Genomic DNA, 13,566 nt, shown 5'->3' with positions numbered 1-13,566 from the left:
CCCGCCGCACCCCCACAGAGGAAAGGGGCGGAGCCCGCCACAGGCCCCGCCCCTCCCGCACCGCGGCTCAGCCCTTGGCCAGCGTCCCCAGGTACAGCTCGATCACGTTCGGATCGTTCAACAGGTCCGCACCCGTACCGGTGTAGGCGTTGCGCCCCTGGTCCAGCACGTAACCGCGGTCACAGATCTGCAGACAGCGGCGCGCGTTCTGCTCCACCATGACCACCGACACACCAGTCCGGTTGACCTCCTTGACCCGCTGGAAGACCTCCTCCTGGTAGATCGGCGACAGACCCGCGGTCGGCTCGTCCAACAGCAGCACCGACGGCTCCATCATCAACGCACGCCCCATGGCCACCATCTGGCGCTCACCGCCCGACAGCGACCCGGCCTTGGCCTTGCGCCGGTCCGCCAGCAGCGGGAACAGCTCCGCCACCGCCGCGAACCGCTTCGTGAAGGACCGCGGCCGCAGGAACGCCCCCATCTGGAGGTTCTCCTCGATGGTCAGAGACGGGAACACGTTCTGCGTCTGCGGAACGTAACCCACCCCCCGCTCCACCAGGGCGTGCGCAGGCAGACCGGCGATGTCGGCCCCCCGCAGCGTCAGAGCTCCCTCACGCACCGGGATCAACCCGAACACCGTCTTGATCAGCGTGGACTTACCCGCCCCGTTCGGGCCGATGATCGCGACGACCTCGCCCTCGGACAACGTCAGGGTGCACCCGTTGAGGATGTTCACCCCCGGCACGTACCCCGCCACCAGCTCACTGGCCAACAGCAGGTAGTCCTCCGGACCACCCACCGGCGCCGTCTCACCGGCGTGCTCCAACACCTCCTCCCGGTGCTCCTGCACCGCGGCGGCCTCCTCGGCCTCCACCGGAACCCCGTCCGAAACCTTCGCCGCCTTCTCCGGACTAGGCTTCGCGCTCTCAGTCATCACCACTCCCCGGGGCCTCGGCCGTCTCCTCCTGGGCGCCCAGGTAGGCGTCGATCACCTGCTGGTTGGACCGGATGTCCGAAGGACGGCCCTCCGCGATCACCCGTCCCTGGGCGAGCACCACGATCCAGTCGCTGATCCCCATGATCACGTCCATGTCGTGCTCCACGAAGAGCACCGTCTTGCCCTCGTCGCGCAACGACGTGATGTGCCCCAGCAGCGACTGCACCAGCGCCGGGTTCACCCCCGCCATCGGCTCGTCCAGCATGATCATGGTCGGATCGGTCATCAGCGAACGCGCCATCTCCAACAGCTTGCGCTGCCCGCCCGATAGCGAACCCGCCATGTCCTCGCGCTTGTCGATGAGCTTGAAGCGCTCCAACAGATCCAGCGCGCGACGCGTGTTCTCCTTCTCCTGCCCCTGCCACACCGGTCGCAGGAACGCGCCCGCCATCCGCTCACCGAACTGACCCGGGGCGCCCAGCAGCATGTTGTCCAACACCGTCATCCGGGTCAGCGCCTTGGTCAACTGGAAGGTCCGCACCATCCCGGCACGCGCCACCTGGTGGCCGCGCCTGCCGTTGATCGGCCTGCCCTGGAAGGTCCAACGCCCCCCGTCCACCCGGTCGAAACCGGTCAACAGGTTGAACAGCGTCGACTTACCCGCACCGTTCGGACCGATCAACGCCGTGATCGTCCCCCGCTGCACCTCCAGGTGCCCCACGTCCACCGCGGTCAGACCGCCGAAGGAACGGCGCACACCGTCCGCCACCAGGATCGGGTCCGGCTTCGCCGAACCCGGCACCGGCTCCGCACCGGCCACGCGGTCGACCCCGACCCCGGACCCGACGCCGCCGCCCACCTTGTCACTTGACATTGATCAGCATCTCCTTGCGGTCGCCGATGAGACCCTGCGGCCGGAAGACGATCAGCAGCACCAGCAGCAGACCCACGAATGCCAACTGGATCGCACCGTAGTCCGGACCGTCCAGGAACGGCAGCCAACCCATAGAGCCGAAACCCTGGAGCACACCGTCGGTGAAGTTCATCAGGAACCAGAACGCCATCGCGCCCAGCACCGGACCGAACACCCGACCGGCACCGCCCAGCAGCAGGATCACCCACAGGAAGAACGTCACCTGCGGCTTGAACTGGTCCGGTTGGATCGACGCCTGGTACACGGCCAGCATGCACCCCGCCAGGGCGCCCACCAGACCACCCAGCACCAGCGCCTGCATCTTGTACGCGAACACGTTCTTGCCCAGGCTGCGGACCGCGTCCTCGTCCTCCCGGATGCCCTTGATGACACGCCCCCACGGACTGTGCATCAGCATCCACGTCAGCCCGACCATCAACAGCACCAGGCCCCACGTCACCACCAGAACCCACAGGTGGTTGCCGTTGTAGGACAACGCCCCGAAACCGTAACGCTCACCCCCGTCGAAGGGGTTGATCGCACGGAAGTCCGACGCCAGGTTCTGCAACCCGTACACACCACCGGTCAACGGCTCGGCGAAACCCGCCCGGTACACCAGACGGATCACCTCCGCCGCCGCGATCGTGGTGATCGACAGGTAGTCCGCCCGCAACCGCAGCGTCGGAATGCCCAGCAACAGGGCCATCACGAACGCGCACAGCAGACCGACACCGAAACCCACCACCAACGGCAGGTCGAACACCGCCACACTGATGCCCACGCCGTAGGCGCCCACCAGCATGAAACCCACCTGGCCGAAGTTCAACAGCCCGGTGTAACCGAAGTGGAAGTTGAGGCCGACCGCCGCGAGCGCGTAGATCGCCGCGATCGGGCCGAGCGCCGACCGGGTGGACTCAGCGAGGATCGAAAGGATATCCATCGTCTTCTCTCCTAGCCGACCCGCTCACGCCGACCGAGCAGGCCCTGGGGCCTGACCAGCAGCATGAGGATCATCAGCGCCAGAGCCCATGCCTGCATGAGCTGGGACGGGAACCACAGGGTGGACAACATCGCCACCAGGCCGACCGCCAGGCCGCCGACCATCGCACCGTAAGCCGTGCCGAGACCGCCCAGGATCACCGCGGCGAACATCATCAGCAGCAGACGGAAGCCCATCTCGTACTCGACCACCTGGTTGAGCCCGTAGAGCACACCGCCCAGAGCGGCCAGACCGCCACCGAGCCCCCACACGTACAGCGTGACCCGGTCCACGTCGATACCCGACGACTCCGCCAGGTCCCGGTTGTCCGACACCGCGCGCATCGCCTTGCCGATCCGGGTGAACTGCAACAGACAGGCCACCCCCACCAGCACCACGATCGCCACCGCCATGACCACCAGGTCGCGCGGCGGCATCGACACCGGCCCCAGACGCACCATCTCCTGGAGCTGGAAACCCGCGTAACGCTCCCGGCCCGCCCCGAAGAGCACCAGGATCACGTGCCGCACCACCAGCGCCAGACCGATCGAGACGATGAACATCTGGATCATCGCCACGTTGCGGTGCCGCAGCGGACGCCAGATGTAGCGCTCCATCGAACCGCCCAGCACCGCGCCCATCAGGACCGCGACCACCGCCGCCAGCCACAGCGGCACGCTCCAGCCGACCGCGTCCCCCATCACACCGAGAACGGTCGCCAACGCGATACCCGCAAAGATCGACAGCCACTGCGCGGCGACCAGCGCCGTCCGCGACAGCCTGGTCTCCAGGAAGGCGCCGATCAGCACCGCCGCGCCCAGACCCAGGAAGAGCGCCAACAGCGCGTTGCCCATACCCGCGGCACCCGTGCTGAAGAGCAGCGCGATCATCGCGCCGAAGGTCACCAGGTCGCCGTGGGCGAAGTTGATCAGCTTCGTCGTGCCGAAGATCAACGAGAGCCCGATGGCGGACACCGCGATCACCAGGCCGAACAGCAGACCCGCCGCGGTGAGCTGGAGCACCCGGTCCCCGAAGGAACCACCGGCGTCGGTGTTGGGCGCCAACGACTCCTCGTCGGCCGCCTCACCGCCGGAGGAGTCCTCCGTCTCCTCCTGCGAGGGCGAGGACGACTCCTCCTCGACCGCGCCCGCCGCCTCCAGGGCGACGATCAGCGGCCGCCGGTCGTCCGCCTCGACCTCCACCTCGGTCTCGCCGTCGACGAAGAGGGCCTCGATCACCGCGAACTCCTCGGGGACGGACTCCTGGTCCACCACCACGCGGTAGGTGCCCGGTTCGGGCAGGCCCACTTCCCACATTCCTTCAGAGTCGGTCTCCGCCGCCCCGACCTCGTCCTCGCCGTCGTAGACCGTGACCACGATGCCTTCGACACCCTGGTCCCGGTTCTCCGGATTGAGGATCTGACCGTGCAGCGCTTCACCGCCCTGTTCGTCTGCCGTCGCCGCTGGCCCCGGGATCACCAGGATGGCGGTGATCAGGGCGAGCAACACGGTCACAAGACGTGTGCGCACGCGCGCTCCTTGCGCATCTGAGGGTGGCGGTGGCGAATGCGCGCACGCGCCACCGCTGTCCTTTGCTGTTCGGTGCGGTGAGTTTAGCCCGATTTAGGCAAGTTGTTCAGATGCGCTAATGCCACGTGACCCAACCGTCATCCCATCGTGTGCAAACGAGACCAAACCGGTACACCTGGCACATTGACCCTGAACATCTGTCTCGTTTCCACCGCGTTAAGCGCCTGAACTGCATAGTTTCTCCGCACCCGGCGTACCGGAGTGACCACGAGGAGCCGAGAGGAGAAGGCCCGGGCGGAGACGACGAAGGGGGCCGCACCCGATTCGGGTGCGGCCCCCTTCGTTCAACCCGTCCAGTCCGGCTGGCGCGGACGCGTAAGCGCCGCTTACCGGTGGCGGCTCACTGCTTGCCGCCGAGGGTCTCCACGACCGTCTCGGCGACCCTGCGCATGGTCAGCCGCCGGTCCATCGAGTTCTTCTGGATCCAGCGGAACGCCTCGGGCTCGCTCATCCCGTGGCGGCTCTGGAGCAGACCCTTGGCCTGTTCGACCAGTTTGCGGGTCTCCAGCCGCTCCTGGAGGCTGGAGACCTCCGACTCCAGCGCGGACAGCTCCGCGTAGCGCGAGGTGGCCATCTCGATGGCGGGCACGAGGTCGGCCTTGTTGAACGGCTTGACCAGGTAGGCCATGGCCCCGGCCTCGCGCGCCCGCTCGACCAGCTCCCTCTGGGAGAAGGCGGTCAGGATCACCACCGGGGCGATGCGCTCGGCGGCGATGCGCTCGGCGGCCGAGAGGCCGTCGAGCACGGGCATCTTGATGTCGGTGATCACCAGGTCGGGCTTGAGCTCCTGGGCAAGGCGGATCACGGTCTCACCGTCACCGGCCTCGCCCACGACGGCGTAACCGTCCTCCTCAAGCATCTCCTTGAGGTCCAGGCGGATCAGGGCCTCGTCTTCCGCGATCACCACACGGCTCTGCGTCCTCGTCACGTACACGAGGTTACCGAGATCAGCTAGGATGCTGGACGTCGGGACGGGCATGCGCGTCAATCGTGATACCACTGTTGACGGAGCAACCCCGACCGAACAGGTAGATGGACACCAGCCAGGATGTCCGTTTCACCCAAAAAAGCCCTGATACCCCAATCGGCAGAGGGAAATAGCTCAAACCTATTACAGTGTGGGTTCGAGTCCCACTCAGGGCACAACACCCCAGGGCCGCCCCGACCGGGCGGCTCTTTTCATTTCAGACACATCAACTCACGGTAGTCAGGCCATCGACGTAATGTCACATCCGTGAGCAAGCATGCACGTCATGTACGCATCGCACGTCCGCCGTTCGGCGGCATCCCTACCGGACTCCGGGACCTCCTACAACGAGGCCAGTCGACGCCTGGGCATCAACCGGGCCGCCCTCCGCGCCTGGTCGCGTGGCCGTTCCCTGATCGACGAGTGCCGGGACAACGGTGACTGCCCCGCTGCGAACCACTCCCCCGCCCGCCGAAAGCAGCCGACGACTACAGCCACCTCCATCGTCGTCTCGGTGTCGCGGAAGGAGGCCGTGGCGCGCGTGGACGCCTTCGTCGGGCCGAAGTACTGAGGGACCGGACAGACGGGCCAGAACCTGTGTGAGTACCCAGCCGGTACCGCCCTAAATAGGCCCTTTGTCACTTTATGCCGGGGCAACATGGCGGAACCGGTCACATCACGGCCACAACCTGAGTACAACCCGTGGGTTCGGTCGCCTACGCGGGCGCGCGTCCTTGATCCTGGAGTTCCAGAAGCGAGTTCTCAGGAGAGGAGCAGCGGGTGCTGACCGCGGTGGCCGGGATCGTCGGCGCACTGGTTATCGGCGCCTGGGTGGTGGTGGCGTGGGGTTCCCAGCGCCGCCAGCCGTGGCTGCTGACCCCCGTCGCGCTGCTCATCGTCCTTCTCGTGGCCGTCGGCCAGCCGGGCTGGGCGTTCGTGCCCGTCGTGGCGCTGGTCGCCGGTTCCTTCACGGAGCTGGTGGTGGGCTCGCGCGAGTCCCCCACCCTGCGCACCAAGGACCCCGACGCGCCGTTGAGCACCGAGCGCTGGGCCGCGGCCGTGGCCGCGCCGTTCCGGGTGGCGCTGGCCGAGCCCTGGGACGTGGTGGCCCGGCCGTCGCTGCGCCGTCCCTACCAGCGGATGCTGGAGCGCCAGTGGGGGGTGACCGACCGGGAGTCGCTGCTGGAGGCGGTGGACGCCCTGTTGGAGGAGCTGCGTACGGGTCCGAAACTGGATCTGGTGGTGGATCTGAGCGCGGGGGTGGCCAGGTCGCGTCTGCCGCGTGAGCGGGGCGGGCAGGTGACGGGCGCGCACGTGCGGTTGAGCGGGGAGCAGGTGGCGCGGTTGCGCGCGGTCACGGGGGTGGCCGAGGCGGACGAGACGGTGCTCATCGGCGCCTACCAGTGGTGGAAGTCGGTGCACGTGATCCGGCTGGTGTGCGGGGGCGCGTCGTTGGACTGGTTGAGTCCGGTGGAGACGCAGACGCTGTTGCGGCGGGTGGCCTCGGACCTTCAGCGTCGGTACGCGTCGTGGCAGCAGTTGTCGATGGCCTTCCACGCGGGTTACCTGTTGTGGCCGGAGAAGGGTGTGGAGGGCGACCACGGTGGGACTGACCGGGTGTGGGCGGCGCTGGGTCTGCTGACGGAGGACGAGCGCAGTCCATGGAACCTGTTGCCGTGGGACATGCCGTTGGAGCGTGTGCTGCCCGAGGGCGGTACGGCGGCGGGGCCGGAGCCTCGGGGGGACGTGCGCGGGGAGTCGGCGGCCTGAGGTGGTGCGGCGGGGCCGCACCTGGTCCTGACCCGGTGGGCGGCGCGGCTCATGCGCCGTGTCCTCCGGGCCGGACCTGATGCGGCACGTCGGGGGCGCCCGGTGCGGGGCGCCCTGGTGGTCCTACCGTGCCGCGAGGGCTACGGCGTCTCCGAGGCGGTGGACGCGCAGGGAGTTGGTGGAACCGGTGGTTCCGGGCGGGCTGCCGGCGACGATGACGACCTTGTCGCCCTTGTTGTAGTCGCCGAGCTGGAGGAGTTCGGCCTCCACCTGACGGACCATGTCGTCGGTGTTGTCGACCCAGGGCACGAGGTTGCTCTCGACTCCCCAGGTGAGGGAGAGCACTCCGCGGGTGGTCTCCTCGGTCGTGAAGGCCATCAGCGGGATGGGTGAGCGGTAGCGGGCCAGGCGTCGGGCGGTCTCGCCGGACATGGTGAAGGCGACCAGTGCCCTGGCTCCGACGGTGGCGCCGATCTCGGCGGCGGCGCGGGCGATGGCTCCGCCGGTGGTCTCGGGTACCCGGTTGAGGATGTGCGAGGCGCGCAGGGATTCCTGTTCGGCGGCGCTGACGATGCGGGCCATGGTCTCGACGGTCTCGACGGGGTACTTTCCGACGCTGGTCTCTCCGGAGAGCATGACGGCGTCGGCGCCGTCGAGGACGGCGTTGGCGACGTCGGAGGCCTCGGCGCGGGTGGGCCGGGGCGATCCGATCATGGATTCGAGCATCTGGGTGGCGACGATGACCGGTTTGGCCTTGTCGCGGCAGCGTTCGACTGCGCGTTTTTGCACCATGGGGACGTTTTCGAGGGGGAGTTCGACGCCGAGGTCGCCTCGGGCGACCATGACTCCGTCGAAGACCTCGATGATGTCCTGGAGCCGTTCGACGGCCTGGGGTTTCTCGACCTTGGCGATGAGGGGGACGGTGATGCCCTCCTCGTCCATGATGCGGTGGCACTCCTCGGCGTCCGCGGGGCTGCGGACGAAGGAGAGGGCGACCATGTCGACGCCTTGGCGCAGGGCCCAGCGCAGGTCCGCCTCGTCCTTCTCGGTGAGCGCGGGGACGCTGACGGCGACGCCGGGGAGGTTGAGTCCCTTGTGGTTGGAGACGGTGCCGGCGACGACGACGCGGGTGTGGACGTCGGTGCTGGTGGTCTTGGTGCACTCCAGGGCGATGCGGCCGTCGTCGATGAGGACGCGGTCGCCGGGACGCACGTCCGCGGGGAGTCCCTTGTAGGTGGTGGAGACGCGGTGGGCGTCTCCGGGGACGTCGTCGGTGGTGATGGTGAACTCGTCGCCGACGTTGAGGTCGACGGGGCCGTCGGCGAAGGTGCCGACGCGGATCTTGGGCCCTTGGAGGTCGGCGAGGACGCCGACTGCTCGTTGTGCGGCCTCAGCGGCGCCTCGCAGGTTGGCGAGGTTGGCGCTGTGGTCGTCGTGGGTTCCGTGGCTGAGGTTGAGTCGGGCGACGTCCAGTCCGGCGTCGACGAGCTTGCGGAGGACTTCCGGGCTCGAGGTGGCGGGACCGAGGGTCGCGACGATTTTTGCTCGACGTGTCACGCATAACACTCTAGAGCGTCTGGAGGATGGAGTGGTCTAAACCAGGTTGCGAATGGACGTATGTGGGGCTGCGGGAAGTCGAACGGCGGGCACCCCGGGTGAGGACCGGTCGCTTTGGGTGACGGCGGTCTTTCGTGTCGGGGGTTGGAGGACCCGGCCTCGGCGGAGCCCGGCGTCCGGTCCGCGCCGGGACTCGTGGGGGCCGGGTCGGGTGTGTGTCAGGTGTCGCGGCGGCGGGGCGGGAGGAAGCCCCGGACGCGGCCGTAGGCGCACAGGATGCGCAGGCGTTGGATGGTGCGCATGCCTTCGCGTTCGAGGGTGGCGGCGGTGTCCCAGTGCTGCCAGGTGGCGTCCCAGCCGCCGTCGGGGCGTTGGGTCTGCTCGAAGAAGTCGAGGTTGCGTTGGATCTCGGCGTCGGTGAAAAGGGGGCGGGCGATGTGGTCGGGGTGGGTGGCGAGGTCGAGTGCGGTGTGGGTGTGTCGGCGCGGACTGGGTTTGGGGTCGGTGTCGATGACGGCGCGGATCATGGAGTGGAGTCGGCTGGTGGTGCGCAGGGCGCGGTCGCGGTCGGGGACGTGCTGGAGGAAGGTGCAGATACCGATGGCCTGGTGGGGGTCGGTCCAGTGCAGGGCGTTGATGTGTCTCCAGCAGTAGGCGGTGGCGTTGTCGCGCCAGGTGTGGCTGATGTTGTGCTTGTGGAGGTATCCGGCGAGGAGTGCGGTGAGTCCGAGGTCACTGGTGAAGTCGTGGTGCTGTTTCCACCAGGGTGCGGCTTCGGTGTGGCGGACGTTGGGTCGTACGCAGGGCAGGCCGCCGTCGGGGTTGGTGACGGTGGTGAGGTAGCGGCAGATGCCGGTGCCGAGGCTGGTGGGGATGGGGCCGAGGTCGTCGAGGTAGCGCAGGGCGATCTCGGTGGCGGCGGGTTGGCTGGCGTGTCCGCGCAGGTCGGGGTCGAGTCCGTTGCCGTAGCCGCCGTCGAGGTTGCGGTAGGCGGAGAGTGCGGAGCGGACGGGTTCGGTGGGTCCGTTCTGGAAGAGGTGGGCGAAGCGGAGCCGGTCGATGAGCCGGGCGTTTCGCATGGTGAAGAGTTCTGCGGCGCGAAGGGAGTCCCAGGTCACAACGGTCATGTCTTCGACGGTACGTCCGTGTGCGGAGCGGGGAAATGGTTGGCGGGGCAATCCATTCGCGATCTTTACGCGCGGTTCGAGGTGGTGTTGCGTGTGCGTCTTCGGGTGAGGATGAGGCGTCCCGTCCAGGAGGCGAGGACGGTGAGGGCGACGGCGAGCTGCGCGGTGAGCAGGTGTTCGGCGGGGTAGACGATGCCGGTGAGGTAGTGGTCGATGAAGCCTTCGGGGGGCAGGCCCTGTTGTCCGGCGCGCCGGCGGGCCCAGTTCTCGACGTGGGTGAGGGGGCAGGGCCAGCCGATGAGGGTGACGGCGAGTCCGTAGAGGGCGCAGCCGAGGTGGATCCACAGGGTGCGGGGCCATTTCCAGGCGAGGAACCCGCCGAGGACGAGATAGGCGAGGAAGGCCAGGTGCGTGACCATGGCGGTGTCGGCGATGAGCCGGTAGGTCATCGTCTGGCCTCCTGGACGCGTGGTGGGTGCCGTTGGTTTCCAGTATCGGCGCCGTCTCCCGGCCGGGCCAGGGGGTGTCGGGGGCTGTTGACGACGTGGGTGGAAACCCGGATGGCTCTCCACCTGGCGGTGGACGCGGCGACGCGCCGGGTGCGGAGGGTGACCTCCGCGCCCGGCGCGCGTGTGTGACCGGTTGTGGCTAGACGAGCGGTCGCGCGGTCGGCGGGATGGTGACCGGCAGTGTGCTGTCGTCGGTGAGGTAGCGGTCCACTCCGGCGGCGGCGGAGCGGCCCTCGGCGATGGCCCAGACGATGAGCGACTGGCCGCGGCCCATGTCGCCGGCGCAGTAGACGCCTTCGACGGTGGTGCGGTAGTCGGTGTCGCGGACGACGTTGCCGCGTCCGTCGAGTTCGACGCCGAGCTGGTCGAGCAGGCCCTCCTTCTGGGGCCCGACGAAGCCCATGGCGAGGGTGACGAGTTCGGCGGGGATCTCGCGTTCGGTGCCCTCGACGGGTTCGAAGCCCTTGTCGGTGCGCTTGACCTCGACGAGCTTGAGGGCGCGGACCCGGCCGTTGTCGTCGCCGAGGAACTCGACGGTGTTGACGGAGTAGATCCGCTTGCCGCCCTCCTCGTGGGCGCTGGTGACCTTGTAGAGCATGGGCATGGTCGGCCAGGGCTGGTTGTCGGGCCGCGTGGCGGGCGGCTTGGGCATGATCTCCAGCTGGGTGACCGATGCGGCGCCCTGGCGGTGGGCGGTGCCGACGCAGTCGGCGCCGGTGTCGCCGCCGCCGATGACGACGACGTGCTTGCCTTGGGCGCTGATGGCGGGCGTGTCGTAGTCGCCCTCCTGGACCCGGTTGGCCAGGGGCAGGTACTCCATGGCCTGGTGGATGCCGTCGAGTTCGCGGCCCTTGGCGGGCAGGTCGCGCCAGGCGGTGGCGCCGCCGCTGATGACGACGGCGTCGTGGTCGGCGCGCAGCTGGTCGGCGGTGATGTCGGTGCCGACGTCGACTCCGGCGCGGAAGGTGGTGCCCTCGGCGCTCATCTGGGCGAGGCGGCGGTCGATGTGCCGCTTCTCCATCTTGAACTCGGGGATGCCGTAGCGCAGGAGGCCGCCGATGCGGTCGGCGCGTTCGTAGACGGTGACGTCGTGTCCGGCGCGGGTGAGCTGCTGGGCGGCGGCGAGTCCGGCGGGGCCGGAGCCGACGACGGCGACCTTCTTGCCGGTGCGGGTGGTGGGGGGCAGGGGCTTGACCCAGCCCTCCTCCCACGCGCGGTCGATGATGGAGACCTCGACGTTCTTGATGGTGACGGCGGGTTGGTTGATGCCGAGCACGCACGCGGATTCGCACGGGGCGGGGCAGAGCCTGCCGGTGAACTCCGGGAAGTTGTTGGTGGCGTGCAGGCGTTCGATCGCCTCGGCCCAGTCGTGGGTGTGGACGAGGTTGTTCCACTCGGGGATGAGGTTGCCGAGCGGGCAGCCGTTGTGGCAGAAGGGGATGCCGCAGTCCATGCAGCGCGAGGCCTGCTTGGTGACGGTTCCCCGGTCGAAGTCCTCGTAGACCTCGCGCCAGTCCTGGATGCGCACGTCGACGGGTCGGTGCTTGGGGAGCTCTCGCTCGGTGGTCTTCAGGAAGCCCTTGGGGTCGGCCATGTGCCTTCCTCCTCTCGTGTCAGGACTGTGCGGAGGCCATGACGGCCTCGTTGACGTCGCGGCCCTCGCGTTCGGCCTCGGCCTGGGCGAGCAGGACGCGCTTGTAGTCGCGCGGCATGATCTTGGCGATGCGGTCGAGTCCGGCGTCGCCGTCGTTGAGGACGCGGTCGGCGACGGTCGATCCGGTCTCGGCGCGGTGGCGGGTGAGGACGTCGGTGAGGAACGCGCGGTCCTCGTCGGTGAGGGCCTCGATCTCTACCATCTCGGTGTTGACGCGTTCGCGGTCCAGGTCCAGGACGTAGGCGATGCCTCCGGACATGCCGGCGGCGAAGTTGCGTCCGGTGCGGCCCAGGACGACGGCCCGGCCGCCGGTCATGTACTCGCAGCCGTGGTCGCCGATGCCCTCGACGACGGCGACTGCGCCGGAGTTGCGGACGCAGAAGCGTTCGCCGACGACGCCGCGCAGGAGGATCTCTCCGGAGGTGGCGCCGTAGCCGATGACGTTTCCGGCGATGATGTGGTCCTCGGCGACGAGCTGGGAGGCGTTGTCGGGTCGGACGATGACGCGTCCGCCGGACAGGCCCTTGCCGACGTAGTCGTTGGCGTCTCCGGACAGGCGCAGGGTGACGCCCCTGGGCACGAAGGCGCCGAAGGACTGGCCCGCGGATCCGGTGAAGGAGACGTCGATGGTGCCGTCGGGGAGGCCGTTGGCGCCGTGGCGCTTGGTGACCTCGTGTCCGAGCATGGTGCCGACGGTGCGGTTGACGTTGCGTACGGGCAGTTCGAGGCGTACGGGCTGGCCGAAGTCCAGGGCGCCCTCGCTGAGCTGGATGAGGGTGTTGTCCAGGGCCTTCTCCAGGCCGTGGTCCTGGAGACGCTGCTGGACGCGGTGGTCGCCGGCGCGGGGTTCGACCTCGTGCAGGATGGGCGACAGGTCCAGCCCCTGGGCCTTCCAGTGGGTGACGGCGTCGGCGGTGTCGAGCAGGTCGATGGAGCCGACGGCCTCGTCCAGGCTGCGGAAGCCGAGCTGGGCGAGGTACTCGCGGACCTCCTGGGCGATGAACTCGAAGAAGTTGACGACGTACTCGGCCTTGCCGGAGAAGCGCTCGCGCAGGAGCGGGTTCTGGGTGGCGACGCCGACGGGGCAGGTGTCCAGGTGGCACACGCGCATCATGATGCAGCCGGAGACGACGAGGGGTGCGGTGGCGAAGCCGTACTCCTCGGCGCCGAGCAGGGCGGCGATGACGACGTCGCGGCCGGTCTTCATCTGGCCGTCGGCCTGGACGACGATGCGGTCGCGCAGGCCGTTGAGCAGCAGGGTCTGCTGGGTTTCGGCGAGGCCGAGTTCCCAGGGGGTGCCCGCGTGCTTGAGGGAGGTCAGCGGCGAGGCGCCGGTGCCTCCGTCGTGGCCGGAGATGAGGACGACGTCGGCGTGCGCCTTGGACACGCCGGCGGCGACGGTGCCCACGCCCGCCTCGGAGACCAGTTTGACGTGGACCCGTGCGGAGGGGTTGGCGTTCTTGAGGTCGTGGATGAGCTGGGCGAGGTCCTCGATGGAGTAGATGTCGTGGTGGGGCGGCGGGGAGATGAGCCCGACGCCGCCCCACCACGACATCTACTC

11 protein-coding genes, 1 tRNA gene and 1 pseudogene are annotated in these 13,566 nt (G+C 68.6%); 3 read left to right on the top strand and 10 right to left on the bottom strand.

Annotated elements, in window-relative coordinates:
* Window positions 1–67: 67 nt before the first annotated feature.
* From ABD54_RS21590 to ABD54_RS21570, 5 genes are all read right to left on the bottom strand, one after another.
* Complete coding sequence (locus ABD54_RS21590; protein WP_047871350.1) at window positions 68–937, bottom strand: ABC transporter ATP-binding protein; 870 nt, start codon at window positions 935–937, stop codon at window positions 68–70.
* The gene (locus tag ABD54_RS21585; RefSeq protein ID WP_047871349.1) at window positions 930–1,814 is read right to left on the bottom strand and encodes an ABC transporter ATP-binding protein; all 885 of its coding nucleotides are present in this window, start codon (window positions 1,812–1,814) and stop codon (window positions 930–932) included. Before ABD54_RS21585 ends, ABD54_RS21590 begins: the two co-directional genes overlap by 8 nt.
* Entirely contained in the window at window positions 1,804–2,793 is a 990-nt protein-coding gene (locus tag ABD54_RS21580; RefSeq protein ID WP_047871348.1) for a branched-chain amino acid ABC transporter permease, read from the bottom strand. The genes ABD54_RS21585 and ABD54_RS21580 overlap by 11 nt, the downstream gene beginning before the upstream one ends.
* 11 nt (window positions 2,794–2,804) lie before the next feature.
* On the bottom strand, window positions 2,805–4,361 hold the full coding sequence (locus ABD54_RS21575; RefSeq protein ID WP_047871347.1) for a branched-chain amino acid ABC transporter permease: 1,557 nt from the start codon (window positions 4,359–4,361) through the stop codon (window positions 2,805–2,807).
* 400 nt (window positions 4,362–4,761) lie between these two features.
* Window positions 4,762–5,328: an ANTAR domain-containing response regulator gene (locus ABD54_RS21570; RefSeq protein WP_019610955.1), complete on the bottom strand. Its 567-nt coding sequence runs from the start codon at window positions 5,326–5,328 to the stop codon at window positions 4,762–4,764.
* A 162-nt stretch (window positions 5,329–5,490) separates the two neighbouring features.
* Here ABD54_RS21570 and ABD54_RS21565 point away from each other — a divergent pair.
* The 3 genes from ABD54_RS21565 (at window position 5,491) to ABD54_RS21555 (ending at window position 7,158) form a co-directional block, all read left to right on the top strand.
* Window positions 5,491–5,564: transfer RNA gene (locus tag ABD54_RS21565), tRNA-Leu, on the top strand.
* Window positions 5,565–5,674: 110 nt separating this feature from the next.
* On the top strand, window positions 5,675–5,959 hold the full coding sequence (locus ABD54_RS21560; protein WP_152692071.1) for a hypothetical protein: 285 nt from the start codon (window positions 5,675–5,677) through the stop codon (window positions 5,957–5,959).
* 209 nt (window positions 5,960–6,168) lie between these two features.
* Window positions 6,169–7,158: a DUF1266 domain-containing protein gene (locus ABD54_RS21555; RefSeq protein WP_047871345.1), complete on the top strand. Its 990-nt coding sequence runs from the start codon at window positions 6,169–6,171 to the stop codon at window positions 7,156–7,158.
* 123 nt (window positions 7,159–7,281) lie between these two features.
* Here ABD54_RS21555 and pyk read toward each other — a convergent pair whose 3' ends face one another.
* The 5 genes and pseudogenes from pyk to ABD54_RS21530 form a co-directional block, all read right to left on the bottom strand.
* Window positions 7,282–8,715, bottom strand: coding sequence for a pyruvate kinase (pyk, locus tag ABD54_RS21550; protein WP_047871344.1), 1,434 nt, complete (start codon window positions 8,713–8,715; stop codon window positions 7,282–7,284).
* A 218-nt stretch (window positions 8,716–8,933) separates the two neighbouring features.
* Window positions 8,934–9,833, bottom strand: coding sequence for a hypothetical protein (locus tag ABD54_RS21545; RefSeq protein ID WP_047871343.1), 900 nt, complete (start codon window positions 9,831–9,833; stop codon window positions 8,934–8,936).
* Between the two features lie 74 nt (window positions 9,834–9,907).
* Entirely contained in the window at window positions 9,908–10,291 is a 384-nt protein-coding gene (locus ABD54_RS21540; protein WP_047871342.1) for a DUF2784 domain-containing protein, read from the bottom strand.
* 199 nt (window positions 10,292–10,490) lie between these two features.
* Window positions 10,491–11,945 (bottom strand): glutamate synthase subunit beta, encoded by a 1,455-nt coding sequence (locus tag ABD54_RS21535; protein WP_047871341.1) that lies wholly within the window; start codon window positions 11,943–11,945, stop codon window positions 10,491–10,493.
* A 19-nt stretch (window positions 11,946–11,964) separates the two neighbouring features.
* Window positions 11,965–13,545, bottom strand: a pseudogene (locus ABD54_RS21530) (glutamate synthase-related protein); the annotation flags it as partial.
* Window positions 13,546–13,566 lie beyond the last annotated feature (21 nt).

The organism is Nocardiopsis sp. RV163 (assembly GCF_001029525.1).
In the GTDB taxonomy this organism is placed as follows: Bacteria; Actinomycetota; Actinomycetes; order Streptosporangiales; family Streptosporangiaceae; genus Nocardiopsis; species Nocardiopsis dassonvillei.
The sequence above is the reverse complement of the archived record's forward strand: the minus strand, read 5'-3'. Positions and strand labels throughout refer to the sequence as shown.

Bases quoted from the DNA above. Each gene is read 5' to 3' on its own strand.
- ABD54_RS21590 (WP_047871350.1), bottom strand. From the start codon at position 937: ATGACTGAGAGCGCGAAGCCTAGTCCGGAGAAGGCGGCGAAGGTTTCG.
- ABD54_RS21585 (WP_047871349.1), bottom strand. From the start codon at position 1,814: ATGTCAAGTGACAAGGTGGGCGGCGGCGTCGGGTCCGGGGTCGGGGTC.
- ABD54_RS21580 (WP_047871348.1), bottom strand. From the start codon at position 2,793: ATGGATATCCTTTCGATCCTCGCTGAGTCCACCCGGTCGGCGCTCGGC.
- ABD54_RS21560 (WP_152692071.1), top strand. From the start codon at position 5,675: ATGTACGCATCGCACGTCCGCCGTTCGGCGGCATCCCTACCGGACTCC.
- ABD54_RS21540 (WP_047871342.1), bottom strand. From the start codon at position 10,291: ATGACCTACCGGCTCATCGCCGACACCGCCATGGTCACGCACCTGGCC.
- ABD54_RS21535 (WP_047871341.1), bottom strand. From the start codon at position 11,945: ATGGCCGACCCCAAGGGCTTCCTGAAGACCACCGAGCGAGAGCTCCCC.